Here is a 24,402-nt window from a genome sequence, read left to right on the forward strand (position 1 = left end):
TCCAATACTTATTTGAGCCGTATAATTTCTGGCAACCCACGGCGAGATTTCGAGGATGACCACGCTCCCAGAAGGCTGCCCCTTCTCTTGGGGGAATAAGCGCAACGGCTCGCTTCATCTTAATAGCAGCGCGACACGCTCTCGTGTCGTAAGCGCCATCACCAGACACCTCAAGGATGCTTCGACGTGTTTGTTTCAGTAGGTTCGGGAGTACTTCACCATCTGTAACCGTTGATAAACTTAGCTCGGCGGCAATGATCTCATGAGTGCTTGTATCAACTGCAATATGCAGCTTTCGCCAGACTCTCCGCTTGCCATCCGTCCCGTGTTTTTTGACTTTCCATTCACCTTCGCCATAAACCTTAAGGCCAGTTGCATCAATGGCTAGGTGTTGTATCGCTCCTCTCGCTTTAGTCTTAAATGAGACCTCAACTTGCTTGGCTCTACGACTGATGCAGGTGTAATGCGGACAACTTAACGGCACATGGGCTAACCTAAATATCGAGTCGATAAATCCTTGCAGCGCTCTCAGTGGCATAGAAAAAACTCGTTTCACCATGAGTGCTGTCGTAATAGCTAAATCACTGAACCGACGTGGCCTCCCGCGCTTATTCTGTTTGCTTTGCGCCCACCCACTTATTGCTTCTTCATCGATCCAGAAGGTCAGAGAACCACGGTTAATGAGCGATTGGTTGTATTGCTTCCAGTTGGTTGTTTTGTAACAAGGTTTAGGCATAAGGCTACGAGAGAGAGTGGTGGTAGCTGATCAGATCGTAGGTTCTTGATTTAGTTCCATTGAATTACGCAACAAAGCCACTCAGAGATCGCGTCAGTGAATTTATCGAAGAAGAGAAGAAAACACTGACCAAGACAATATCGAGCTACCGTAACGAACTAAAAAGCAATGTCGGTGAAATAGATGCTGTTATTAAAGAAAAGGCTCGAAATAAGTCTGCCGAATATACTCAAGCGTTAGCTGAGGTTATGACATCCATAAACTCAACCGCTATAGATACTTATTCTGAGGAAGAGTCACTAGAGGTTGTCTCGTCTTGGGAAAAGCAGCTAGAAGAGATTAATGAGCAAACGGAACAATACTTCAAAAAAATGCGAGATACCATCGAGCTTGTTATTAATGACATCAACGATGATGAATCAAGTTCAGTAGACGTTATCGTTGCCTTGGAAAGTGAAAACGAACAAGTAAAAGAATCCCTCAACCAATACTATGAGTTTGCTCAACTAGGAATGTCACTGGGCATTATTCAGCATGAGTTTAGCAGTACTGCTCGTAACGTAAGAAGTTCAATTCGTTCCCTCAAACCTTGGGCAGATAAAAACCCTAAGCTAAATGGGCTATATAACAACATTAGCCACAGCTTTGCGCATTTAGATGGGTATTTGAAAATGTTTACCCCGTTAAATCGCCGGCTATATCGAAGCAAGATAGATCTCTCAGGTAAAGAAATAGACAGCTACCTAAAAGATATTTTCGATGAACGCTTAAAACGCCACAACATTGAATTAACGTCGACTAAAGCGTTTATGGTGAAAACGACCAATGTGTTTCCATCGTCATTTTTACCCGTGTTTATCAATGTGGTAGACAACGCTATTTACTGGCTTAACACCCAACTGGAAAGTGATAATGATAAGAAAGAAATCAAGTTGGATGTTGATGGTGATCAGTTAGTCATAAGCAATAATGGCCCTTCAATCCCGCTAATTGATAGAGATAGGATTTTTGAATTCACTTTCTCTAGAAAATCCAGCGGTCGTGGCATGGGTTTATTTATAAGTAAAGAATCCCTCAATCATGAAGGGCTTGATATTCAGTTAGCTAGTGGAAGTGCAGATGCCTCTCCATGTTTTGTTATTAGTGAAAAAATTATGGAGCAAGAGTAATGTCTGCATTTAATCAGTACTGCCGTGAGGTAGTTGATGAGTATGTCCAAACTGTTTTGATCATCGATGATGGGGCTGGCTTAACAAACGCTTCAACTATTATTGAACCTGCCGATGCTCTTGTTGAACCTAGTGGAGTTTTTGACCCTATGGTTGCACCCGTACCGCTCGAGGAGGTGCAAATAGGAGAACTAGTGGAGCCGAATGAGCAAATCACACATCCATTAAATACGTTATCTCTCACTAATGCATTCTATGATCGTGGAATTGTGGCTGGTTTGTATCAGCCACAGATTCAGGAAGGTGAGCCTGCTGTTGATTTCGCTTCAAAAGCGATGAAAGTATCAGCAACTGCAGATGTCATAATTCTCGATTGGATGCTAGTAGATCATGACGCTACCTATAGCCAAGAAATCGTAAAGCAGATACTTCAACACGATAAGGCAAATGGCGGAAGGTTACGTACCATAGTTGTATATACTGGGGAAACAGATCTTCAGAAGTTACGTGATGATCTATGGGAGTATTTAGGTGACGAAAATTTAGATAAACCTGGTGAATATCAGGTTAGTTCAGAGCAGCTAAACATTATTTTTTATCATAAGAAAAATACAATTGAAGGCCCTAGGGCAGTATACGAAGAAGAATTACCAGCTAAAGCGCTAGAAGAATTTGCCATACTTGTTGATGGTTTAATTCCTGCTTTTGCGATGAAAGCGACGACGACAGTAAGGCAACATACTGGAGCTTTATTAGCGAAATTCAGCTCTGATTTAGATTCAGGATATTTAGCTCACCGTGCTCTTTTACCAGACCCTGAAGACTCCGAAGTTCTAATGTTAGAAAATTACTCATCGTACTTGAGGAATGTGCTAGCGCTTGCTCAGATTGACCGTAAGACTCTTGGGTACGACACAATAAAAACATGGGTTGAAGCAAACTATGACAAGCGATATCAGAAAGCTGCTATAACAGATGATGGGACACCTACTGATGAGATTACTCTCAGTAGAAATGGATTCCTTCAATCTTTTGAATATGGTTTTACCCCAAAAAAGAAAGGGCTATTTAAGGCTGTTCAAGAAAATACTAGTGCTGCTAGAGCTAGTAAAATAGTGAAGGTAATCGCTAACCTTGAAAAAGTTGTCGGTGCATTTGGTAAAGCTGATGGGGAAACTCAAAAATCTTCTCAAGCTCTCGCCTGTATTACTGCTTTTCGCCGTACATTCCGTGATTTGATGGTTGGTTTTCCTTATTTGACCCAAGGAACAATAATCAAATCAATTGAAGATGGCTCTTATCTGCTATGTGTTATGCCAAAGTGTGATACTGCAAGAGTAAAGAGACCACGTAACTTCTTATTTGCGCAGTTAGTTATTAACGATGGTGTGTTTGATTTAGTTGCACCAGATATAAACAACGAGGGTGATTATGTTCACCTGCGAACTAATTTGAAATTTTATGAGTTAGAACATATTGAGTTTAAAGCCCATGGGGGGCCGAAGGTTGAAGCATTTGATGATCAAGATAGTATTGTATTTGAGTCAGAAGCAAATAAAAAATACCAGTGGATTGGAGACCTTGAAGACTTAGATGTCCAAACGAAAGTATCATCAATTGTGGGTGACTTTAATCGCGTCGGAGTTGATGAGGTTGAATGGGTAAGGCGACGAAAAGCTCAAGCTAACTAAGATAAGCGGCTATAAGCCGCTTTTTTACGTCTGAAGTATGTGTAATCCTAAGCATGATTTTATTGAGTTGTGATTGAGGTATTGAGTGGTAGTTCTAGATTTCTTGAATGGTAGGAATATATTGGTTAGCAGAGAGTTATGTTTAGCGTCCCACTGAATAGTTTTGTACATCGTGTGAGTGATAAAAGCCAAGTGATGGCGCATGCTGCAGAATGTGGATGTCAGTTGAAACGAGTTCGTCGTTCGCGTAATTGGCTTTTGGTCGCTCAAGAGCATCAACTCGTTGAATTTAAAACGATGTTAACTCACGAAAATGACGATTGGATAGCAATCGCAATCGACAAAGTGCTGCCTAAACCTTTGGTGTGTTTGGCATCTCTGTTGGCCGCGACACCCTCAATGACCGTCGCTCAACTGGTGATGGAATCTGGATGTTCAATGGCAGAAGCAAGGCGTGCCATTGATGAACATGAAGGGCTGTAGGCGTATTCGAATCGTGTGAAAAGAGAATCGCGAGCAGCAAAAAGCCCGTAACGATATTACGTTTTTCAGCGTTATATCGTTACGGGCTTTATCATCTGTGTTTGTGCTGCTGTTAAGCTAAGCCATGTGGCTTATAAAGCGTTTACTCGATTAAGAGTTAGCGACTTTTACACGAATCGTGTTTTTGCCAAGCTTTGACAAGTTCAGCTTGTTTAGTGCTGCTTTAGCTTCTTCGTGCTCTGGCATTTCAACAAAAGCAAAGCCTTTAGATTCGCCAGTTTCTTGGTCTAAAACTAGGCTGCACTCTTTTACTGAGCCGAACTCAGAAAATAGAACACGGATGTCTTGCTCTGCAGTAGAGCGCGATAGGTTACGAACTAGAAGTTTCATAATAAACCTTGAATATGAATTTACGCTGAGCATTGTCGCACACTTTCGTGCTCACCCTCACAAATAATTAGCGGAATAGCTCGGTTTACCTGTTCGCTGCTCTCATTAGCCGTTAACCGCGGTTTATCGTGATATCTGACACATATCCATGCTCGGTACTGGTTAACGCCTGCTGCAGCATTTGAGCGGCTTCTTGTGCGGTCATAAAGCTTGAGGTATCCATTGCTTTGCCGCTGGTTCCCCAAAACTCGGTTGCCATCCCGCCGGGGTAAACTGCAACGATCTTCATCGGGTGACCTTTGAGCTCCAACCTTACCGATTCGATAAAGCCTTTTACTGCCCATTTTGCTGCGCAGTAGGTGGACTCTTCTGCTTTAGCGCCTTGAGCTGCGGTCGACATCACGACCGCAATGGTGACGGGTTGATCTTTGTAACGCTGAACCAGCTCACGAATCAGAAATATCGAGGACTCGATATTGTTTTTTAGCATGTCACTGATCGCCGCTGGATCTTGCTGTTCTATCTTACCGAAGTATCCACTGCCAGCGCTGTGAACCACCAGTTTTGGTGTTTCTGGCAATGCATCAAGCAGTTCGCTTACGGAGTGCGGGTCACATAGATCACAGGTTTGGCTAACGGTATCTGCTGGCAGGTTTTTCGCTAATTCAGCTAAACGTTGTGAGCTGCGGCCAGTGATCATTAAGCGCTGACGGCTGTTTGATGCGTTCGCATATTGCTTAGCTAAAGCTGCGCCTAAACCGCTGCTTGATCCGGTGATTAAAATCATGGGGACTCGGGATTGTTGAATTGAATCGAGATAGTAAGGCTTTGAAAGCTTGTTTTCTGAGATCTAAGACCAAGATGCTGAGGCTCATGACTAAGATTGCTCGATAGAATTGAGGTTTGAGAAAGTGATGTAAGCCAGGACGGAAAAAAGAAGGAGTACTAAAAAGTAAAAACGCCGGCATAGCGCCAGCGCTTTTGAAAATCAGATTACTCGTCGTCGAACTGTTTGGTCGTGAATGAGTCTTCGATTCTGTTGAGCTCTTCTTGATCTTTCACTCGCTGTTCTTCTTGGCGAATGACTTTCGCTTCATTGAAGCGTTTCTTTTCCGACTTAGTCAGGAATTTTACAGCTTTCTTGTTGGTCAGTGCGTAAGCAACTACGTCTTCGCCTTTTTCTCTGCGGTCGTTTACACGTTGTGAGAAACGTTCATTGTCGCGAGCTTTACGCTCCGCTGAGGTCAACTTGCTCATGCTTTAAAGCCTTTTCAATTATTCATGGTAGGGGATCTACGCTTAGCGAAACAATGGGGAAGTGCTCATAATTGGTGGAACTGTGTATCACGTTCGCTCAACTGAGTTTAGCCCATTTGTATGCTGGTGGCGCATCTTAGCACAAAGGCTTGAGCATACAGGTATGCTATTCGAGGGATTAAACAGAACAACCCACAATTTTCTGTTGTGGGTTGAGATTGTCTTTTGGGATCGAGGTTATTGCTGATGGAACTGCTAATCAGAAACGCCAGTTAATTAAAGTTTTTCGATATACAAAATCACTTCACCGACTTTAAAGCCGAACTTAGACATCTCGGTTTTGTTGAACAGGCGTTTGTCGTCCATCAAGAACATCCAATCATCGAGCACTACTTCATAAGTGCTACCGTCTACTTCGATTTCCAAATCGTATTTCCAGTAAAGCGCTGAACCTTGGGTCTCTCCATATGCCGTGCCCACGACATCGTTGGCGGTGCCTGTGTAGGTGTTGTCACCGGTTTTGATGAGGTTCCAAACGCGGGTTGAACGCTCGCCATCAGCAAAGGAGAACCACTCTTTGATTTCTCCGTTGTCTCCATCCCAAGTAGCGATGAGCTTGGCATCAAAGCGGCGCAGTAAGTTACCAGAGCGGTCAAGCACGATGCCGTAGGCCATCAATTCACCGTCAAAGAAGGTTTCCAGCTTTAGCTCTGGGGTCGTGTCTGCGTGGTTCTCTAAACTTGCAGAGCCACAACCTGTTAGCCAAGCGAGCGACAATATTGTCAGGGCGAGTTTGATTATTTTTGTTTTTGGACTCATTTATTTAAACCTAAAAGTTGTTTGCGTAGGCCGGGCTCAGAGGTGTTTTCAGATAACCAAATCGCTAAGAAAGCGTCACCAAACTGCTTGTCTTGAATGATACCGATAGGCTGCTCATCGAAATAAAAACGACTCACGTTGTCTTCGGTTACGCGGATAGTGAGTGTGCTTCCTGCTTCTACGTTAGGCCACATCTCGTATAGAGGTTTCAACCAACGTTGGATATTGTTGTTGGAGTAACCAAGTTTGCTCCATTGGTCTTGGGTGGCATCAACGAGGTCTTTGCTATCAATTGCGCGGTAATATTCAAGCTTTAAAGCGCGCTCGGAATTGGTTGGGGTCGCGTAGAATTCAGCGGAGTAGAGTGTCCAAAACAGGTAGCTCATCTCACCTTGGCCGCGTTTGCTTAGATTATCTACAGCGGAAGCTTTCGCATTTCCGGTTAACAGGAGTGCCGCGCAAATAAGGGTTAAGGTGACTAAGCTAAAGAGTCGATTTCTTGATTGCTCGCTTGTTTGAGTGCGAACGCGACTATTATCGCTCTCAGATTTGAACGCTTGCGTAGGGTTGCGTGGAAAAGCCATAAGTCACCTCGTTGTTGCCATTTTGGGTTGTACTAAGTTGGAGTAAGCGGCCACCAGTAAGGGCAACAAAATCCCCCAACTTATTGCAAGGGCAGCTAGCACCGATGCATCTGGCCAAGTAGTCAGAAGGGCGCCTGCTTTGATGCCTCCCCAATAACTACTAGTACCTGCTACGAACCCTATGACAAACAAGATCACTTTTGAGCATTTTAAAAGCCAATTCAGGCTGTGATTGAAACTGATTAAGAACATGATCCACAGGCAAATGAGCCAAACTGGAAACCAAGATTGATTAGCAATTTCAGAGTCGACGGCAAAAATACCGAAGTGGAGCATGAGGCTATCAAGCAATAGCCCCAATGGTAATAAGACGAGTATTTTCAAGTCGCTACTGCGAGTTGGAGAGAGAAGGAAGTGAACCACCACGATCAATGGCGTGACGAACGGGGCTTGCGCGGTAAAGAAGGCGCTGCAAACCCAGGTCGCTTGAAACAGAACGAGATTAATAATCCAAAACCGTTTCATCTTTTGCTCCAAAGTAACGAGGTTTTCTAGCAACTAAGTGATGAGTACTGATCACGCGCTCTTTGAATGCACCTTCACAGTAGCAGAAGTAGAAGATCCACAAGCGCTTAAACTCTTCTGAATAGCCTAGAGACTCTAACTCTTCCCAACTGTTTTCAAAGGCGATGTTCCAATCATTAAGCGTTCGAGCGTAGTGCAGGCCAATGTCATCAATTTCTTGGACAACAAGGTCTGTACTGGTCGCGAGGTGTTGGGTCATCACTGAGACCGAAGGTAGGCAACCGCCTGGGAAAATGTACTTCTGAATGAAGTCGACGCCTTTGCGGTATTTGTCATAACGACTGTCGGCAATGGTGATTGCTTGAATCAGCATTTTGCCTGATGGTTTCAACAGTGAAGAACATTTCTCAAAGAAGGTCTGGAGATATTCATGGCCGACCGCCTCAATCATCTCGATAGAGACCAACTTGTCATACTCACCAGTGAGGTTGCGATAGTCCTCTTTAAGCAGGGTGATTTTGTCGGTTAAGCCAAGCGCTTTTACTCTCTGTTCTGCAAGCGCGTGTTGGGCATCTGAGATTGTGGTTGTGGTGACATGGCATCCGTAGTGTTGCGCCATGAATATCGCTAAGCCACCCCAGCCGGTACCTATCTCGACCACGCTGTCTTTCTCTGACAACTCTAATCGCTCACAGATGGTTTTCATTTTGTTTTGCTGAGCTTTGGATAGAGTTTCTGCTTCTCCGCTGTAGATAGCGGAAGAGTATTGCATCGAGCTGTCTAAGAAGCGTTCATACAACTCATTGCCAATGTCGTAGTGCGCAAGAATATTACGTTTAGAGCCTTGCTCGGTATTGGCATTCTTACGACGCAACAATAGGTTTTTGATGCGAGAAATCCATTGCGTTTTATCGTCAAGCTCGTCGAGTTGAGATTGATTTCGAGCCATGATTTGAATCACTTTGGTGAGATCTGGGCTTGTCCATTTTCCATCAATGTAGGCCTCAGATGCGCCAATACTGCCGTCAATCACGACATCTCTAAAAAAGGTTGCATCGTGAATCACGATTCTACCTTTCAAGTCTGCTTCTCGATCGCCGAACACCGAATGCTGGTCGCGCTCAATAATCTCAAGCGTCGCGAATTGCAGGCTTTCTAGAACCTTAAAGATTAAAGCTCGATATTTACAGTTGCTTGAAACAGCAACGGCTTTAGCTTGTTGTTCAATGTTGTTGTTTTGTTTGGCAAGCTGTTCCATGTAAACCTCGCTGATAACTCATTCTAATATTTTGTGCCAACTAAGCTGGGTTGTGCCCCTTAGTTGGAGCGAACCCAAGCTTGGGTCGAGTTCTATTATTTAGTTGCTGTGAAGACACTTAAGATGTTGAGTCTGGATGCCCCACAAACGGTACTTTTTTCAGGAATAATTTGAGAGCCTGATAATAAATTCCCATCACGACTTTGATCGTCATCGCCGGAATCTTAAATACCGTTCGTCTAATGTTTGTCTTGGTTACTGACTGTTTCGTCAAGGCCAGTGTCGCATCGAAAAGCTTGTCGTCTCGGCGGCTTTCAATGTGGACCAAGGTGCGTTTCGCTGGTGGCTTTATTTTCCACAAATAGTTCATGTCTAAATCCATGAACGGCGAAACGTGAAACTCTTTTTTTACTTTCAACTCTTTGTGCATGTCGATGAGATAATAGTGTCTTTCTCGCCAAGGCGTATTGCTCACTTCGGCCAACATATAGCGACAATCACCAGTTTCGTCGTAACAGAAAAAACAGTTGATTGGGCTGAAATAAATCCCTAAACAACGGCACTGAGCCAGCATCGTCACACGGTTTGATACAGACCAAACCCCACCAAGTTGTTGTACTTTGGAAGCTATACGTTGCTTAAGTGATTTAGGTTCATCAGCCGTGACATTTTCTTTTTTTTCAGCGAGATAATCCGATTCAACAAAGCGAATCGGGTTATACCACTGAGTACCGAATAAGCGACTGCGAGTGGTTGTTTGAGGGATTTCATCGAGATCTAATCCCATCATGTACAACTGGTAGCTAAATTCATGAGTAATATCGCCAAAGCGGCGGTGGCGTACGTTACCCCAGTAAATTCCGCTGAGCTCTTCACTCTTTTCTGATGCTATCCCCATGTCGGGTGTCAGGGTTTGACTGTTCATAGCGCTGAACTCGTACTCAAATCTAAACCGAAGCGTTTGGTCACATCGAGTGCACTGTGGACACCGTCTTCATGGAAGCCGTTGTACCAGTACGCGCCGGCAAAGTGCGTCTGGTTTTTGCCACAAATCTGCTCACGCTTGTGCTGAGCTTCGACCGTGTTCGAATTAAGTACCGGGTGATGATAAACAAAGCTGCGAATGATTTTTTCTGGGTCGATGGCTTCGCTCTGATTCAAGGTGACACAGAAGGTGTCTTGGCTTTCGATGCCTTGCAGAATGTTCATGTTGTAAGTCACACAGGCAGGTCGTTTACTATCGCCATCCAACATGTAGTTCCAACTTGCCCATGCAAGCTTTCTGTCTGGTAACAATCGGGTATCAGTGTGCAGAACCACTTCATTGCGGCTGTATGGGATCTCGCCTAGAACCTGTTTCTCTTGCTCGGTCGCATCGCCGAGCAAACGTAACGCTTGGTCTGAGTGGCAAGCAAATATCACTTCGTCGAAACCTTGTGTGCTGCCATCTTCAAATTCAATCGTGATGCCCGTTTCTTGGCGAGTCACTTGTTTAATCGATGTATTCAGTGCAACGGGTTTGTTTAAGCGTGAAAGGATGATTTCAACATAAGAACGCGATCCTTTTGGAATCACATACCACTGAGGACGGTTCGCGATATCGAGCAATCCGTGGTTGTAGAAAAACTGGATGAAGAACTTGAGCTCAAATTCTTCCATCTCTTCCAAGCTTGTCGACCAAATAGCCGCACCCATAGGTAGGATGTAATGCTGACTGAAAAAGTCGGAAAATTGATTCTCGCGCAGGAAGCTGCCGAGGGTAACATCTGGCGTGAATTGGTTGCTTTCGAACTGGGCTTTACACAGCTTATTGAACTTGAGGATGTCAGACACTAAAGACCAGAACTGAGGTTTGAAAATATTACTCCTCTGAGCGAATAACGAATTAATGCTGTGGCCGTTGTATTCAAACTTCGTCGTAGTGTTGTGGACGCTGAAACTCATCTCGGTAGGTTGCCTTTCAACACCGAGTTGTACGAGTAGCTGATTGAAATTCGGGTAGGTTCGATCGTTGAATACTATGAAACCTGTATCTATCGAAAACGCCGAGCCTTGATGTTCAATATCAACGGTCGCGGTGTGGCCCCCAACATAATCGTTCTTTTCGAATACGGTCACGTCGTGGTGCTTATCTAATACGTGTGCGCAAGTCAGTCCAGAGATGCCTGAACCTATAATGGCGATTTTCTTCATTGTTATACCATCCTTGAAGCGAGTTTTTGCCAAACTGGAGTTGGAAGCATTCTTAGTAGCTTCATCAACATGATGAATCGTCTTGGGAAATCGATTTCACTCTTTCCTTGAGCAATACCATTTACGATTCGCTGAGTTGCGGCCTCACTACTAATAATCATAGGCATAGCGAAGGAGTTTCGCTCGGTTAATGGTGTTTCAACAAAGCCTGGGTGCACAATTGAGACATGAATATTGTGCTCGGCCAGATCAACCGACAGTGTTCTGCCTAAGTAGGTGAGGGCTGCCTTTGAAGCGCCATAAGCCTCGGCTCTTGGCAAAGGTAAAAAGCTGGCGCTGGAGCTTACTAAAACCAAACGGCCGCCCGGCTTAATGTTTTTTAACCAGGCTTTAAGGGCGTAGCCAATTGAAATTAGATTGATGTTGATGACGCGCTCGAAAAGCTCGGCATCAAAATTCACGGGGTCGTTGATGTACTCACAATCACCCGCGTTCAAGATCAGTAGGTCGAGCTGCTTATCTTGTTCGAGTGCAGGGAAATTGTGGTAATCGGTCAAATCAAAACAGAGTGGGTCAATTGACGAGTGCGATAAGTCTGTCTCGTGAGAATCAACTAAAGCTTGCAGTTTGTCTTGATTACGGCCGCAAGCAATCACCTGATGCCCTTGTTGAGCATAATCTATAGCGAGTGATTGGCCGATACCTGAGGTCGCGCCTGTGATCATAATACGCATTATTGGCTCGCTCTCTTTTTGATGGATTTGATGGCGCAGCCCAGAACTGGAATGTGTTCGTACAACATAGAGCCGACATCAAGATAGTCTCTGTGATAAACCACTTGACCGTCGAGCATCTTGAGGTGGCTGTGTCCTTGCACTTCGATCGGCTTTTGACCGTTCAGCTGCTTATGAGAAAATTGCATCGTCCAATACACCGAAGCTTCGTCGTGCGCTTCGAAAGTGTGTTCGATATGAAAGTAACAGCTCGTTACCTGGGTGTAGAGGTTCTCGAAGTAGTGGGTAAGCGCCGAAATACCGCTGACATGATGCAGCGGGTCTTGGAATTCAATATCGGGGTGATAAACCGTCTTAAGCACGTCGAAATTGTCGGTTCCGAGTTCTCGATACATGTTGAGAAAGTTATCAAGCCATAGAGAGTTATCCATAATATTCACTCTAATTATTTGAAAAAGGCTAAGGCTCTCAATCGTGCTTCTTTGTGTTCAACGATGGGTTGCCAGTATTCGCTGTTAATTCCATTTTTTGCAATGTAATCATGTGGAAAATGCACATGCTTGTCAGGAATATTTTGCAGCTCTGGAATGTACTTACGAATAAAAATTCCTTTCGGATCAAACTTTTCGCTCTGGGTGATCGGATTGAAAATTCGAAAGTAGGGTTGAGCATCACAGCCAGTACTTGAAGCCCATTGCCAACCGCCATTATTGGCGCTGAAATCACCATCGATAAGGTGCGACATAAAGAAGCGTTCGCCCCAGCGCCAGTCAATCAGCAGGTGTTTGGTTAGGAAGCTTGCCACCACCATTCTTAGCCTGTTGTGCATCCAGCCTGTCTCAACCAATTGACGCATCGCTGCATCAACTAATGGGTAGCCTGTCTTACCCTCACACCAAGCTTTAAAACTAGGGTTGTCGTGATACCAATCTAAGCCGTTGTATTTCTGCTGAAAGTTCGCACCTTTAACCAGTTTAGGATGGTGGAACATCAAATGCTTATAAAAATCTCGCCAAATCAATTCATTAAGCCAAGAAAAGGCTGGCAACTGAGTATCAAATAACAAGTCAGGCTGTTGTTGAATCAATTGAATCGCTAACCAACGAGGGCTGACTGCACCAATAGCCAAGTAAGGAGATAAGCCCGATGTCCCCTTTACTGATGGAATATCTCTAAGGCGAGAGTAGTCATTAACTTTATTGGCTAAAAAATTGGGAATCACATTCTCAAGGACGTTTTGGCTTAGTGGCCAACGCTCCGAATCGGTACGCGGAAAGTCGAAATCGTACTCGCCAGAAAAACCACTTAACGATTGTTTCAGTTGTGATAGGTTCTGAAGCGAATCCGTTTCAGATGAATCTGCTTGCGCTGATCCTGTTGAATGCACTGGAGTTGGGCTGCAAATAATGCCTTTCGCTTGCACTTCTTTTAACCATGCGTTTTTGAAAGGTGTGAAAACCTTGAACATCTCACCTTGTTTATTCAGTACGCTACCTAATGGCAGAATCGTATCGCAGTCGGTTATTTTCAGTTTGATGCCGCTTGCGATTAAGTGTTTGTCTCTTAACTGCTCATCCACTTCCGGCTCTGAATTGGCATACACACATGTCGCATCGACCTGTTTGCACAAGTTGATGAGTTGAATAGCTTGATCGTTAAAGTCTGTGGCTTTGAGGTGCAGCAGAGTGATACCGAATTCAGCGAGTTGTGACTCGAACTGTTTCAGGTGGCGATAAATGAAGTCCGCTTTTATCGGTGCCAGGTGATGTTGTTGCCATTGCTGCGGGGTTGAAATAAAAACGGCGATAGAGACGCCGTTTTCAACTGCAGAGACGAGCGCTGGGTTATCGTGAATCCTCAGGTCTCGTCTTATCCATAGAATGTCGCTCAATATCCGTATCTCAGCTTAAGTTCTTGTGGGTGCGGGTTTAGATAAACTTGTGATTCTAGGTACTCGTTTGGGTATTCCATCAGATAGTGATTAATCAGCGTCAGTGGAACTAACAGAGGAACCAGCCCTTCTCTGAATGATGAAATCTGATTGGTGAGCTCTTGTTTGTGAGCGCTACTCAGTTGTTTCTTAAAGTAACCTTGCAAGTGATGCAGAGTATTAGCATGACTGCCGCGATTTGCATGATGCGTTAGCGCCGTCATCAGACCTTCGATGTACTTTTCAGCCAACTCATCGATCTCTAAATCGTTACTCGCTAAAAGTTTGCCTAGGCTCTTGTAGCCTTCAATGTGGTGGCACATCACTAGATATTTGTGAGCGCTGTGAAATTGAATCAGCTTATGTTTGGTTACGCCTTCATCGACAAGATCGAGCCACTTTTGATATGTGAAAACACGAGTCATAAAGTTTTCACGCAGAATTGGATCGTTGAGGCGACCATTCTCTTCTACTGGAAGGAGGGGATTGCCTTGCATAACCTGTTGAGTAAACAAGCCAACACCTGTCGACTCAGAACCACGCCCGTGGTGGTGGTAAACCTTTACTCGCTCCATGCCACAGGTTGGGCTTTTCTGACACACAATGAACCCTGCGATGTGTTGATTGTTCTTTGAATAGTTTTGCCCAAACTCGATCAGTTCATCGGTGACATCGCCAGAACCATCAGGTCGAGAAACATGAATAATGTCGTCTAACATTCTTGTTTGACGGATCGTAGGACGAGGCGTTGGAAGTCCAACCCCCATCTCTGGACAAACTGGCTCAAGCTCTACGTAGTCTGCAAGATCGTCTGTGCAAAAACGAGAACGCTTATGGCCAGTATCGAACCGAACTTTATGACCGGCGACACATGCACTAATGCCTATTTTTATTTTTTTATCCATTGGTCAATTCCTTACACTCATTGCTCGTTGTTATTCTTATATTGTGTGTTTTGTTGCTTATTAAACATTACTTTAGTTCGGTTTTTACTTTTCTTACTAGCCAACTCTATGAGTCTTGTGACGTACCCGATAAATCTTTTGAAGCTAATAAATGTATTTACCCAGTGGGTTGAACAGTTGGCTCACCCCTTTAGTGAAATACAAGGCATCACTTGAAACGGTTAAACACACACAGCCTTCTTTAGTCGCAGGTTGGTGGGTGTGTTCTCCATCTAACCAGATGAAATCGCCTTTGTTGTAGACACCCATTTCGTCTTCGAAGCTGCCTTCTAAAAGAAGCGTGATCTCGAAGCCTTTGTGAGTGTGACAAGGCACCTGTCCATCCTTATCTATATGCAGCAAGCTGGTATGGTGTGATTCGTCATCAAAATCAAGTCGTGCGCGAGAAATCTTGCCCAAGTTCAACCAGTCTTTTCTTGCGACTGAATTGAGTGCGCGAGGAATCGTGAAGGTTGTGTTAGACACAGTCTCTTGTTGCGCTTCAACAACAACTTCGACAGCCTGAGACAAATCAGCTGTGATCTGGTCAATAGCATCAAAATCGAACTCCCCATCGTCAGATAGGAACGCATCCATTTCGCTGTCAGACCGTTTTAGCCCTGCTGTATCGCTTTCAAAGACTGAGTCAGCGGCTTGCGCCGTCAACATGCTTACTTGTTTTTGACAGTGTTCACAAAGCTCTACATGGCTAGAAACAATCAGAGAAACCGAATCCGCTAGATTGCCATCGACAAAATCTTTCAAGATTGCCGCATTTGGGTGATGTTTAATCATGGTCTTGTTCCCCCATGTGAACTTTTAGTTTGGCGAGTGCGAGTCTTAGACGTGATTTAACAGTTCCAAGCGGGACATCGAGTTGTTGGGCGAGTTGTTCTTGCGATAACTCTTGGAAGTAGACACCTTTCACAATGGTTTTTTGAGCGAGAGGCAACTTTTCGATTTGAGTCATTACATGACGGCTCATTAGATGATCGCCAAACTGAAGCTGATCACTTTGTGATTCGGCTACCATGGCGTCAATTGGCCAAATGTCGTCAGCGATGGTTTGCTCTGCTTTCGCTTTTACCTTTCTTAACATATCAAAGGCGGCGTTCCGCATAACGGTATAAACCCAAGTGGTTGCTGCGCCTTTTTCTTCGTTGTAGAGATGCGCTTTCTTCCAAACGTTGGTCATCGTGTCTTGGACTAGCTCGTTGGCAGCGGCTTCACCGCCCAACTTACTGATGCCAAAACGCTTGATTTTGGGAGCAAAGAATTTAAACAAGCAAGTAAATGCCTGCTTATCTCTGTCTGAACCAACCAAAATCAGCCAGCTTGAGAGCTCTGTAGGTACCTTACTTTCGGTAGGTAGTTTGTTGTCGGGGATAATGACATGCTCCTTGCCGTTCCCTGTTCTTCTGCTTTCCACTTGCATAGTAATCAACCATCATGCGAATTTGATAGACACTACGTGGAGAGTGAGAGTAGGGATCACTTTATTTTAAATTAATTTCTACTATACAAAATTATAGTGAATAAAAGTGCTTATTGCCCTGTAATGATTTGATTCAAAAAGGGAACTAAAGACGGAAAACTAGCGGGTTCTGTGAATTTGGTTTTCTTTTCCAATGGGATAGGCATCATTTCGAGGAGTCGAGCACAGATCCATTGAGGACTTTCAAAGTCAGGAGTGGGGTAAAGTGCTCTGATTGAATCGTGTTCTCGAAACAACTCGACAAGAAATGCAGTCACCACGTTCGGCACCTTATAGCTGTGTTGCGGCCAGTGAGGCAACGGGCGGAAATCACTTTTTATTAAATCATCTGTGTCGCGGAAGGACGAGTGAAGCTGGACCAACTGTTCGCCTTCAACATCGATTTCCAAGATTTGATCATCGGACATATTGAAATCGACAATAGACACTTTTGTCCCCCAAGAACTCAGACGTTCGGAGTTGGTGTTGTCCTGAGTCGCAATGATGAAGCCGTCTCCCTGCGCAGCATGAGCGACCATTTTCAAATACTTGGGTTCGAAAATACGCAGTCTTTGTCTGCCCCTTGGCAAAATGAATAACGGGAGAGGAAACACCGCAAGCTCTTGAGAAGTCTCTACGGGTGTTTCTGATTCGGTTTCTATCCGTGTGATCTTCTCAGCTGAATTCGGCACAAAGTACTCCTTAGTTCATACATGATTGAGTCTGTACGGATTTGATTCGTACGTAATTCAGAGATGTATACGTGTACTCGTTGAAGTTCGATCAATGTGGGGTGATGTATTGAACAGGAAGTTAGAGAGAGGGAGACATGGTTTTTTGTCGCGTTTATTCGCAATTTAATCGGTTTAACCTTTTTTAACTTACGGCATTAGGTAATATGGGTTAAGAATTAGTCAATGGGTAGATAACAAGCGACATGCTTATCTCTTAGTTCTTCTTTACCTGACATCACATCAAAGGAATGGTCATGATCGTTATTTATGGTATCAAAGAGTGCTTAAATCCGATTAAGTTACAGCTTTCTAATGTCTTACAACAATGTTTGAACAGTGAGATGGGGTTACCTGATGACAAACGAGCGCATCGGTTTGTACCATTAGAAAGAGATGATTTCTTTTATCCCGAAGGGCGAACAGAAGCTTACACCGTCATAGAAATTAATATGATGGAAGGACGAGCGGTGAACACCAAAAAGCGCCTGATTAAGAAGATATTTTCTGAAATAGAAAAGCAGCTGGCCATCTCTCCCATTGATATCGAGATCACCATCAAGGAGCAGCCATCGCATTGCTGGGGCTTTCGAGGCATGACTGGCGATGAAGCCCAAGATCTTAAGTATAAAGTAAAGGTCTAGGGTTTAAGCTCCTAACTCCTAATACGTAAGACAGAAGGCTTAAGCTAACCTATCTAGTCGTGGTTTTGGAGTTTGATGCCAAAGCCGTTAGATGGGCTGAGTTTGGACATATGAATTATAGGTAAATGATTCATGGACAAAGCCCTAAAGGGACTAGTTTCTTTGTTTTCCGCTGTATGTCACTACAGTTCGTTTGCGACAGTGGCAAGTTTGTTTTAGAGTGCAACTCTTCTCAGCATTTTTAGATTAGTTATGGTTAGAATCAACACGAATTTAATTCAAAAGATACTCATTACACTGCCTTTGTTTTGGATTGTTACCGTTCAGGTGTGGCTAGGTCAGGGGAGTAAGCCACTTGTGGGTATCACTTTATTGATAGCGGCCTGTTGTGCTCTTTTGTACCGAAAAAACAAGGAGAAACATGACTGGTTTGAAGATGGCTGGGTGTGGATACTGCTCTTGCTCTCTATTTTTTCCACTATATCTTACGAGTTGCATGGCTTCAGTAGTCAAGAACTAAGGGCAACTTTGATTGCTCTGGTATTTTTCCTTTTTTATCGAAATGGCTTTGTTAAGTTATCAGATATACAGAACTTATGCTTCACTTCTGTTGTCAGTACAACTGTCCTCGTTGCTTATTATATCTTTTTTCTCTCCGGGGATCGGGGGACCTTGCCGTCTAATGCTCTTGTTATAGCTTCAATTCAAGGTTTCTCTGTCATTTTATTGCTCGCACTTGGCTGTGTTTCGTATGAAGGAAAAAAAACCAAAGCAATAGCTATCTTGGCATTTATAGGCTTTCTATCAATGTTTTTGGTGGGGTCAAGAGGACCTCTACTAGCCGTTATTTTTATTGGTTTAGTTGTCCTATTCAAAATGATGATGCAGCATCGTCAGTACAAGGCGCTGCTTGGTATTAGTGCCATGGTCGTTTTTTCTGTGTTTTTGATGTCGAAATATGACGTGGTAAGTGAACGTATTGACTATAGCTTGCATGAGTACCATGAGATATCACAAGGCAACATGGATACTTCCATAGGCTTAAGATTACAAATGTATCAAGCAGGGTTCGACTTCTTTGTGGATAGCCCCTTGCTCGGCATTGGAGGCGATAAAGAAGCGCAATTAGATAAACTCTCATTTACTCCAACAAATTCGGGAAAGAGGTTTATCGTTAATGCACACCTGCATAACAATTATATTGATAAAGCAGCGTCATCTGGCTTGGTAGGCATTGCCCTTCTCATGCTTAGTTTGATGTACCCTTTGTTTAATTCTAGATACAAGCTATCGCCTATTGTATTGTTACCGGTTGTTTATTTTTCTTTCATGTGTCTATTCGATTCACCTTTCAGGAATGGTGATTTAGCTGTGATGTACTTTGTGTTTATTGGAGTACTACTAAAACTACAAGTGAGAACAGAAGCGTAATGAAACCGGTATATTACGCCAATTTCATTGTGGGTAGTTTTAGGCCGTTTATTGATTTAAGGTTATAACGAATAAATAATGAATAAAAATTTCAGGTATGACATCAATGCATTACGTGCATTAGCTGTCTCAATCGTCGTCATTTTCCATTTTTTCCCGGGTTTTATCACTGGCGGCTTTTTAGGTGTGGATGTGTTTTTTGTCATTTCAGGCTTCCTGATGACAAAGATTATCATGTCGAGTTTGGAAACTAATACCTTCTCATTAAAGGGCTTTTACTTAGCGAGGGCAAAACGCATTATTCCTGCTTTAGCGGTCATGTGCCTTGTTGTGTTACTCGTTGGCATTATTTACCTAGACCCTTGGGCGTTAAGAAAACTAGGTAAGCATATTCTCACCAGTGTCGGGTTTGTTTCTAACCATACCTATTTAAAAGAGTCGGGATACTTTGATGTGGCCGCGCAAAGCAAGTGGTTGCTTCACACTTGGTCTTTATCCGTAGAATGGCAATTCTATGTATTATATCCTCTCGTTTTAATGGCGACCTACAAGTTATTCGGAGCTAAAGGTGCAGCCGTTGCTATTGGAACGACTCTAATAGGAAGTCTAGCTTATAACTATGCGTATTTGGGGAGTTCGGCTTCTTATTACACATTACCGTCTCGTGCATGGGAACTGCTCGCAGGTTCGGTAGTTGCTTTGAAAAGAGAGCGCATTGAATTCAAAAAATCCAATGTTCAGTTATTGCTGTTAGTTGCTATTGCCTCGCTGTTTATATCTCCTTTCATGATCGACAGCGGCACACTTTGGCCTAGTCATGTGACGCTTATCCCGGTCATTGCTACCGCGATAATTCTGCTTTTGAATTTGGACCTCAATTTTACCTTTCATAAATCACGGCTGATACAAGGAGTTGGGTTATGTTCCTACTCAATTTATCTCTGGCATTGGCCTATTAATGTTTTCATTAAGAATCTCACGAGCAACACTATTACTCACAATATAGTTGGAGTAATGGTATCGGTATTGATGGGGATCCTTTCATTTAAGTTCATTGAAAGTTACCGACCTAAGGAGACACGCAAAGGCGGTAAGTTCTTTTTGAACTATTACCCTCTCATTCTTGCTTCCTTTATTGCCTTGATAGGGCAGGTTATTTATGAAAGTGAAGGATTACTTTGGCGCCTGGATAAAACACAGCTCGTCATTGCACAAAGTGTCTATGACCGGAACCCACGAAGCGGAGAGTGCCACGTCGAATTCGGACCCTCTCCTGAGTGTCACTATGGATCAGGACCCGTATCCGCGATTGTTTTAGGCGATAGTCATGGCGCATCGATAGTGAGAAGTGTTGAAGCGTCAGCACCTAACGATACATCGGTCATCGACTGGACGAGAAGCGCATGTCCGACGATTTCAGGTATCAAAAGAGTGCTCTCAAGTGGTGAGTTATCAGAAGAGTGTGGGGATTTTGTCTCAGCATCGTTGATTAAAGCTAAAACCAACTACCCTAACGTTCCTGTTGTTGTCATTAACAGAATGGGCGGCTATCTATATGGTTCGAATGAAGATGGATGGCAAAGTGAGAACGAAAAGATCAGTTTAATCGCAGGGGATAAAAGGTTTCAGACCAGATCTGAAGAGTACCTGAACTCAATCTTATCCAGTTTTGAAAAGACCATGTGCGAGCTTAGTCAATCTAACCCTGTTTATTTGGTTAAGCCAGTCCCTGAGCTGAAGAAAGATGTACCTAAAACTATGTATAAGTATTCGATTCTAAATCAATCTGATATTTCGGTTTCCATTCCTCTTGAAGAGCACCGACAAAGAACCGCATTGATTACGGAATCCTATGCAAAAATCAGCCAAAACTGTCGAGTTACTCTTATAGACCCTGAACCGATATTTTGTGATGATCAGCAGTGCCGAGGGGATATCAACAATCACCCAACATACGTTGATGACGATCACCTGAATGAATTTGGTGCTAGCCAACTTATTCCTCAATTCCGCGAAAAAATATGGGGTCAATCAGCTCCGTAGGAAATGCTCATTCGCCCTTATTGTTTACACGAAAAAATAAGGGCGTTTCTGTGTTTGGAGCTATTGTGTTGGTCTTAAATGATTCGTTTAGGTAGCGATGTTTAAGATAAATTTCGGTTCAAGTGAACCCTTGTGCTATACTCCGCGCCCCAATCCGAATTGGCTTGTTAAATCTTAGGAAATTATTATGAGTGTTAAAAACGAACTTCAACAAATTAACAACCGTCTAGACAAGTGTCGCAACAAGTTAGCGGCTGCTAAAACTCGTAATGATCGTCCTGTTGTTCGTCAATTTGAAGATGAAATTAAGAAGCTAACCAAGAAAATCGCTCAGCTGAAACATAAAGAAAGCTACGATGTGAACCAAGAGCGTAAGTCTCTGGTTGATATGCCATTTAAGCGTGAGATTACTAAGGCTGAACAAGCGGATATGGGTAAACTTAAAAAGTCTGTTAAAGGATTAGTAATTGTTCACCCAATGACCAAGATCGGTAAAGAGCTTCGCATTGAGGTTATGACGGGTTACGCACCGAAAAAATTCTAATTGCCAGTGATGGTGATGAAAAAGGAGCTAGCAATAGCTCCTTTTTGCTTTTTTAGGTATTAAAAAAGCAGAGTCAGCGGTAAGAATACTCACGCCGTTTTCAACTTTTTAGAGGTGATTGTTGTCACAAATCCTTTTATCTCCTATAAAAGTTAACGTGCTACTAACATGGCACCAAGTGAACGCAGTAATGTGTTCGCTTTTCGAATCTACAATTTCTCTCCAGTTTGTATAAATATAGGTAGAGCAGCACAGATAATTACAGATAAAACTAGACTCGTTAAGGAAGATGAGAACGTAAAAAAATAGAGGTTATATGAATCAATTAATTTCAATTGGACCACTAGAATCCTTCCTAATCGCGATTAGTGTTTTGTTTCTAGGTCATTTCGTCAATGCAAAGCTTCCTGTTCTCAAAAAGTACAATATCCCAGAGCCCATTGTCGGCGGCTTGATTGTCGCTTTTGCTATTACAGCCCTGCACTTTAACGGCCTTGATCTTGAGTTTTCTTTGCCCTTGCAGAACACATTTATGTTGATGTTCTTTGCAACGGTCGGCCTTGCAGCTAACTACACACAGCTGATGAAAGGTGGTGCCAAGGTATTCCTATTCTTAGGGGTGGCTTCGGTTTACATCATTATCCAAAACGGTGTAGGCGTAACCTTAGCAACGACACTAGGCCTTGAGCCCTTGATGGGTTTGATTGCTGGCTCTATCACCCTTTCGGGTGGGCACGGTACAGGCGCGGCTTGGTCTCAAACTTTTGCAGACACGTTTGGCATTGCAAATACGTTAGAAATCGCAATGGCTTCTGCGACCTTTGGTTTGATCATCGGTGGTATTATCGGTAGCCCAGTGGCGCAAAAGCTGATTGATAAAAACCAGCTTGAATCTGAGTACGGCACTGGCACGCAAACGCACGAACGCTTCCCTGAACTTGTTACTTACAACGAGTATGAAGAAGATAAAGTGACGGCGAAGAAGGTGATTGAAGTGTTGTTCATCCTTCTTATTTGTATCACGGGTGCGAAGTACCTAGAGCAGTGGGTGGCGACTTTTGAAATTTCTTGGTTGATGATTCCTGACTTCGTTTACGCGTTGTTTATCGGTGTGTTCATCACTAACGTGTTTGAAGTGACTAAACTGCATAAGACGGACAGCGAAACGGTTGATATTCTTGGTACGGTGTCATTGTCACTGTTCTTAGCGATGGCGCTAATGAGCCTTAAGCTTTGGAATATCTTTGACCTTGCGATTCCGTTCTTGGCTATCCTTGCAGTTCAGGCTGTGGTGTTAGGTATCTTCTCTTACTTTGTGACGTTCAAAGTAATGGGTTCTAACTATGATGCAGCGGTTATGGCGGGTGGTCATTGTGGTTTTGGCCTAGGTGCAACCCCAACAGCGGTAATGAACATGGGTTCTTTGGTGAACCGATTCGGTCCGTCGCCACAAGCCTTCATGGTTGTGCCAATTGTTGGTGCCTTCTTTATCGATATCGTTAACCTGATTATCCTACAAGGTTACATCTCGTTTATTGGATAGTGCGAACGCACCAATAACGAAGTATGCAGATACAAGAAAGCCAGTCGATTGACTGGCTTTTTTTGTTTTAGCGAACACCGCTTATTTTATTCAACGTATATTATTGAGCTTATGCGGGTGAGCTTGCTTGTAACTCTTTAAGCAGAGGGAACGCCGCTTTGGTGTGTTCTCCCGTGACAATGAATCCAACCAACTGGTTATCTTCATTAAAGCCCTTAGCGACAATGCCTTTAGGATCGAATCGAGTTTCCCAGCTCTGAGCTGTGTGAATATCGCGCCCTGCCAGCTGAATCGGGTAACTCGGTGTTTTCACCTTGGTGATCATATGAGGCAAGCTGAGCTTTACTTCACCCACTTTGACCTCTCCTGTATCCATAGTCAGCTGCTTCGCCAACACGTTTGCCGACAAGATTGCTGGCTGCAGATAAGCCATCACACGACCTTCAATTTCAGCGCAATCACCAATCGCATACACATTGTTGGCGCTGGTTTTCAGGGTGTCATCGACCACAATGCCTCTGTTGATGTCTATTCCCGCTTGCGTGGCTAAAGCCGTATTTGGCCTTAACCCTGCTGCGGCAATCACGATATCGGTTCGTATCAATCGAGAAGACGTGGTTTGCAACCTCACTCCATCAGGGAGATAAGTTGCGCGACATACTGCAGAATCGGTTTCGACGGTAACCCCTGCTTTTGCCAGCTCCCTTTCCAACTCAAGTGAAACGAAAGGCGGCACCAAGTTATTTAGCAAGTAACTCGCGGGTTCGATGATCGTGACATCTTTACCTGCGGTTTGAAGGTCGAAGGCGAGCTCAACGCCGATCAAGCCTCCACCAATCACGGTGATGCGTTGAGCGCCATCGATCTGAGCTTTGTGTTTATCGAACTCTTCCAAACTATTTAACGTAATGGTTGCGCTGCGTTTAAGCCCTTCCGCTGGTGGTATAAAAGGCGTCGCGCCCGTCGCTAATACCAACTTTGAATAGTGGATAGATTGGCCATCAACATGAATACACTGCTGCTCAGTATCTATCTCGCTCACAAGTGCTTTGGTTTTGATGACCACGTTGTACTGCTCTGCCAATTGTTGAGCGTTATGTACTGCCAGTGTTTCCGGCGTTTGTTCCTGACTGAACGCGTGGGAAAGGTTCGGCTTACTGTACTCAACCCCGGCATCGGCGGTGATCATAATAATCGCGATATCTTGGTCAAGCTTACGTACCATCTTGATGGTTTGTAGGGCAGCGAAACCGCCACCCACAATAACAATGTTCGACAT

At 43.8% G+C, this 24,402-nt stretch carries 26 protein-coding genes; 8 read left to right on the forward strand and 18 right to left on the reverse strand.

Annotated elements, in window-relative coordinates; genetic code table 11:
• Positions 1–736, reverse strand: a 736-nt coding sequence (locus tag ACED53_RS03250) for an IS5 family transposase (RefSeq protein ID WP_371715237.1), incomplete at its 3' end; no start/stop codon positions are given.
• Between the two features lie 59 nt (positions 737–795).
• On the opposite strand from ACED53_RS03250, the gene ACED53_RS03255 reads away from it, so the two are divergent.
• The 3 genes from ACED53_RS03255 (at position 796) to ACED53_RS03265 (ending at position 4,079) form a co-directional block, all read left to right on the forward strand.
• Positions 796–1,905 (forward strand): ATP-binding protein, encoded by a 1,110-nt coding sequence (locus ACED53_RS03255; protein ID WP_371692863.1) that lies wholly within the window; start codon positions 796–798, stop codon positions 1,903–1,905.
• A complete protein-coding gene (locus ACED53_RS03260; RefSeq protein WP_017100700.1) occupies positions 1,905–3,596 on the forward strand; it encodes a response regulator receiver domain in 1,692 nt (563 codons plus the stop codon). Before ACED53_RS03255 ends, ACED53_RS03260 begins: the two co-directional genes overlap by 1 nt.
• Positions 3,597–3,734: 138 nt before the next feature.
• Entirely contained in the window at positions 3,735–4,079 is a 345-nt protein-coding gene (locus tag ACED53_RS03265; protein ID WP_017100701.1) for a ribosome recycling factor family protein, read from the forward strand.
• A gap of 150 nt (positions 4,080–4,229) precedes the next feature.
• On the opposite strand, the gene ACED53_RS03270 is transcribed toward ACED53_RS03265, so the two are convergent.
• From ACED53_RS03270 to ACED53_RS03345, 16 genes are all read right to left on the reverse strand, one after another.
• Complete coding sequence (locus ACED53_RS03270) at positions 4,230–4,469, reverse strand: RNA-binding protein (RefSeq protein ID WP_004732698.1); 240 nt, start codon at positions 4,467–4,469, stop codon at positions 4,230–4,232.
• Between the two features lie 112 nt (positions 4,470–4,581).
• The gene (locus ACED53_RS03275; protein WP_017100702.1) at positions 4,582–5,256 is read right to left on the reverse strand and encodes an SDR family NAD(P)-dependent oxidoreductase; all 675 of its coding nucleotides are present in this window, start codon (positions 5,254–5,256) and stop codon (positions 4,582–4,584) included.
• A gap of 206 nt (positions 5,257–5,462) precedes the next feature.
• Complete coding sequence (locus tag ACED53_RS03280) at positions 5,463–5,726, reverse strand: hypothetical protein (RefSeq protein ID WP_017098840.1); 264 nt, start codon at positions 5,724–5,726, stop codon at positions 5,463–5,465.
• A gap of 276 nt (positions 5,727–6,002) precedes the next feature.
• On the reverse strand, positions 6,003–6,545 hold the full coding sequence (locus ACED53_RS03285; RefSeq protein ID WP_017100703.1) for a DUF3833 domain-containing protein: 543 nt from the start codon (positions 6,543–6,545) through the stop codon (positions 6,003–6,005).
• Positions 6,542–7,129 (reverse strand): chalcone isomerase family protein, encoded by a 588-nt coding sequence (locus ACED53_RS03290; RefSeq protein ID WP_017100704.1) that lies wholly within the window; start codon positions 7,127–7,129, stop codon positions 6,542–6,544. The genes ACED53_RS03285 and ACED53_RS03290 overlap by 4 nt, the downstream gene beginning before the upstream one ends.
• Positions 7,130–7,132: 3 nt before the next feature.
• The gene (locus ACED53_RS03295) at positions 7,133–7,654 is read right to left on the reverse strand and encodes a DUF2878 domain-containing protein (protein ID WP_017100705.1); all 522 of its coding nucleotides are present in this window, start codon (positions 7,652–7,654) and stop codon (positions 7,133–7,135) included.
• Complete coding sequence (locus ACED53_RS03300) at positions 7,632–8,912, reverse strand: cyclopropane-fatty-acyl-phospholipid synthase family protein (protein WP_017100706.1); 1,281 nt, start codon at positions 8,910–8,912, stop codon at positions 7,632–7,634. Before ACED53_RS03300 ends, ACED53_RS03295 begins: the two co-directional genes overlap by 23 nt.
• Before the next feature lie 118 nt (positions 8,913–9,030).
• Complete coding sequence (locus tag ACED53_RS03305) at positions 9,031–9,837, reverse strand: DUF1365 domain-containing protein (RefSeq protein ID WP_017100707.1); 807 nt, start codon at positions 9,835–9,837, stop codon at positions 9,031–9,033.
• Positions 9,834–11,105 carry an NAD(P)/FAD-dependent oxidoreductase gene (locus tag ACED53_RS03310; RefSeq protein ID WP_017100708.1) on the reverse strand — a complete coding sequence of 424 codons (1,272 nt, stop codon included), beginning with the start codon at positions 11,103–11,105 and terminating at the stop codon, positions 9,834–9,836. Before ACED53_RS03310 ends, ACED53_RS03305 begins: the two co-directional genes overlap by 4 nt.
• 2 nt (positions 11,106–11,107) lie before the next feature.
• A complete protein-coding gene (locus ACED53_RS03315) occupies positions 11,108–11,839 on the reverse strand; it encodes an SDR family NAD(P)-dependent oxidoreductase (RefSeq protein WP_017100709.1) in 732 nt (243 codons plus the stop codon).
• A complete protein-coding gene (locus ACED53_RS03320) occupies positions 11,839–12,270 on the reverse strand; it encodes a nuclear transport factor 2 family protein (protein WP_017100710.1) in 432 nt (143 codons plus the stop codon). Before ACED53_RS03320 ends, ACED53_RS03315 begins: the two co-directional genes overlap by 1 nt.
• Positions 12,271–12,284: 14 nt before the next feature.
• Positions 12,285–13,730, reverse strand: coding sequence for a deoxyribodipyrimidine photo-lyase (gene phrB, locus ACED53_RS03325; RefSeq protein WP_017100711.1), 1,446 nt, complete (start codon positions 13,728–13,730; stop codon positions 12,285–12,287).
• Positions 13,727–14,674, reverse strand: a complete 948-nt coding sequence (locus ACED53_RS03330; RefSeq protein WP_017100712.1) for a DUF523 and DUF1722 domain-containing protein — start codon at positions 14,672–14,674, stop codon at positions 13,727–13,729. Before ACED53_RS03330 ends, phrB begins: the two co-directional genes overlap by 4 nt.
• Positions 14,675–14,818: 144 nt before the next feature.
• Positions 14,819–15,508: a ChrR family anti-sigma-E factor gene (locus ACED53_RS03335; RefSeq protein ID WP_009846089.1), complete on the reverse strand. Its 690-nt coding sequence runs from the start codon at positions 15,506–15,508 to the stop codon at positions 14,819–14,821.
• Positions 15,501–16,148: a sigma-70 family RNA polymerase sigma factor gene (locus tag ACED53_RS03340; RefSeq protein ID WP_009846090.1), complete on the reverse strand. Its 648-nt coding sequence runs from the start codon at positions 16,146–16,148 to the stop codon at positions 15,501–15,503. The genes ACED53_RS03335 and ACED53_RS03340 overlap by 8 nt, the downstream gene beginning before the upstream one ends.
• Before the next feature lie 110 nt (positions 16,149–16,258).
• Complete coding sequence (locus tag ACED53_RS03345; protein WP_017100713.1) at positions 16,259–16,879, reverse strand: LON peptidase substrate-binding domain-containing protein; 621 nt, start codon at positions 16,877–16,879, stop codon at positions 16,259–16,261.
• Positions 16,880–17,175: 296 nt separating this feature from the next.
• Between ACED53_RS03345 and ACED53_RS03350 the strand changes: the two genes are divergently transcribed.
• The 5 genes from ACED53_RS03350 to gltS all read left to right on the forward strand — a co-directional run bounded on the left by ACED53_RS03350 (position 17,176) and on the right by gltS (position 23,123).
• Entirely contained in the window at positions 17,176–17,562 is a 387-nt protein-coding gene (locus tag ACED53_RS03350; protein WP_017070218.1) for a tautomerase family protein, read from the forward strand.
• A gap of 252 nt (positions 17,563–17,814) precedes the next feature.
• Complete coding sequence (locus ACED53_RS03355; protein WP_009846093.1) at positions 17,815–18,993, forward strand: O-antigen ligase; 1,179 nt, start codon at positions 17,815–17,817, stop codon at positions 18,991–18,993.
• A gap of 78 nt (positions 18,994–19,071) precedes the next feature.
• Positions 19,072–21,036 (forward strand): acyltransferase family protein, encoded by a 1,965-nt coding sequence (locus ACED53_RS03360; RefSeq protein ID WP_017100714.1) that lies wholly within the window; start codon positions 19,072–19,074, stop codon positions 21,034–21,036.
• 187 nt (positions 21,037–21,223) lie between these two features.
• Complete coding sequence (locus ACED53_RS03365; protein WP_009846095.1) at positions 21,224–21,580, forward strand: YibL family ribosome-associated protein; 357 nt, start codon at positions 21,224–21,226, stop codon at positions 21,578–21,580.
• 316 nt (positions 21,581–21,896) lie between these two features.
• Entirely contained in the window at positions 21,897–23,123 is a 1,227-nt protein-coding gene (gltS, locus tag ACED53_RS03370) for a sodium/glutamate symporter (RefSeq protein ID WP_017100715.1), read from the forward strand.
• Positions 23,124–23,232: 109 nt separating this feature from the next.
• Here the strand turns inward: gltS and norW are convergent, their stop codons facing one another.
• On the reverse strand, positions 23,233–24,402 hold the full coding sequence (gene norW, locus ACED53_RS03375) for an NADH:flavorubredoxin reductase NorW (protein WP_017100716.1): 1,170 nt from the start codon (positions 24,400–24,402) through the stop codon (positions 23,233–23,235).

Origin of the sequence: Vibrio sp. 1F169, assembly GCF_041439605.1 — a bacterium.
Taxonomy (GTDB): Bacteria; Pseudomonadota; Gammaproteobacteria; order Enterobacterales; family Vibrionaceae; genus Vibrio; species Vibrio tasmaniensis_A.

What these genes read in the sequence shown, in the direction of transcription:
- ACED53_RS03260 (WP_017100700.1), top strand. Translation starts at nt 1,905, where the DNA reads ATGTCTGCATTTAATCAGTACTGCCGTGAGGTAGTTGATGAGTATGTC.
- ACED53_RS03265 (WP_017100701.1), top strand. Translation starts at nt 3,735, where the DNA reads ATGTTTAGCGTCCCACTGAATAGTTTTGTACATCGTGTGAGTGATAAA.
- ACED53_RS03270 (WP_004732698.1), bottom strand. Translation starts at nt 4,469, where the DNA reads ATGAAACTTCTAGTTCGTAACCTATCGCGCTCTACTGCAGAGCAAGAC.
- ACED53_RS03275 (WP_017100702.1), bottom strand. Translation starts at nt 5,256, where the DNA reads ATGATTTTAATCACCGGATCAAGCAGCGGTTTAGGCGCAGCTTTAGCT.
- ACED53_RS03280 (WP_017098840.1), bottom strand. Translation starts at nt 5,726, where the DNA reads ATGAGCAAGTTGACCTCAGCGGAGCGTAAAGCTCGCGACAATGAACGT.
- ACED53_RS03285 (WP_017100703.1), bottom strand. Translation starts at nt 6,545, where the DNA reads ATGAGTCCAAAAACAAAAATAATCAAACTCGCCCTGACAATATTGTCG.
- ACED53_RS03290 (WP_017100704.1), bottom strand. Translation starts at nt 7,129, where the DNA reads ATGGCTTTTCCACGCAACCCTACGCAAGCGTTCAAATCTGAGAGCGAT.
- ACED53_RS03295 (WP_017100705.1), bottom strand. Translation starts at nt 7,654, where the DNA reads ATGAAACGGTTTTGGATTATTAATCTCGTTCTGTTTCAAGCGACCTGG.
- ACED53_RS03300 (WP_017100706.1), bottom strand. Translation starts at nt 8,912, where the DNA reads ATGGAACAGCTTGCCAAACAAAACAACAACATTGAACAACAAGCTAAA.
- ACED53_RS03305 (WP_017100707.1), bottom strand. Translation starts at nt 9,837, where the DNA reads ATGAACAGTCAAACCCTGACACCCGACATGGGGATAGCATCAGAAAAG.
- ACED53_RS03310 (WP_017100708.1), bottom strand. Translation starts at nt 11,105, where the DNA reads ATGAAGAAAATCGCCATTATAGGTTCAGGCATCTCTGGACTGACTTGC.
- ACED53_RS03315 (WP_017100709.1), bottom strand. Translation starts at nt 11,839, where the DNA reads ATGCGTATTATGATCACAGGCGCGACCTCAGGTATCGGCCAATCACTC.
- ACED53_RS03320 (WP_017100710.1), bottom strand. Translation starts at nt 12,270, where the DNA reads ATGGATAACTCTCTATGGCTTGATAACTTTCTCAACATGTATCGAGAA.
- ACED53_RS03330 (WP_017100712.1), bottom strand. Translation starts at nt 14,674, where the DNA reads ATGGATAAAAAAATAAAAATAGGCATTAGTGCATGTGTCGCCGGTCAT.
- ACED53_RS03335 (WP_009846089.1), bottom strand. Translation starts at nt 15,508, where the DNA reads ATGATTAAACATCACCCAAATGCGGCAATCTTGAAAGATTTTGTCGAT.
- ACED53_RS03340 (WP_009846090.1), bottom strand. Translation starts at nt 16,148, where the DNA reads ATGCAAGTGGAAAGCAGAAGAACAGGGAACGGCAAGGAGCATGTCATT.
- ACED53_RS03350 (WP_017070218.1), top strand. Translation starts at nt 17,176, where the DNA reads ATGATCGTTATTTATGGTATCAAAGAGTGCTTAAATCCGATTAAGTTA.
- ACED53_RS03355 (WP_009846093.1), top strand. Translation starts at nt 17,815, where the DNA reads ATGGTTAGAATCAACACGAATTTAATTCAAAAGATACTCATTACACTG.
- ACED53_RS03360 (WP_017100714.1), top strand. Translation starts at nt 19,072, where the DNA reads ATGAATAAAAATTTCAGGTATGACATCAATGCATTACGTGCATTAGCT.
- ACED53_RS03365 (WP_009846095.1), top strand. Translation starts at nt 21,224, where the DNA reads ATGAGTGTTAAAAACGAACTTCAACAAATTAACAACCGTCTAGACAAG.
- gltS (WP_017100715.1), top strand. Translation starts at nt 21,897, where the DNA reads ATGAATCAATTAATTTCAATTGGACCACTAGAATCCTTCCTAATCGCG.
- norW (WP_017100716.1), bottom strand. Translation starts at nt 24,402, where the DNA reads ATGTCGAACATTGTTATTGTGGGTGGCGGTTTCGCTGCCCTACAAACC.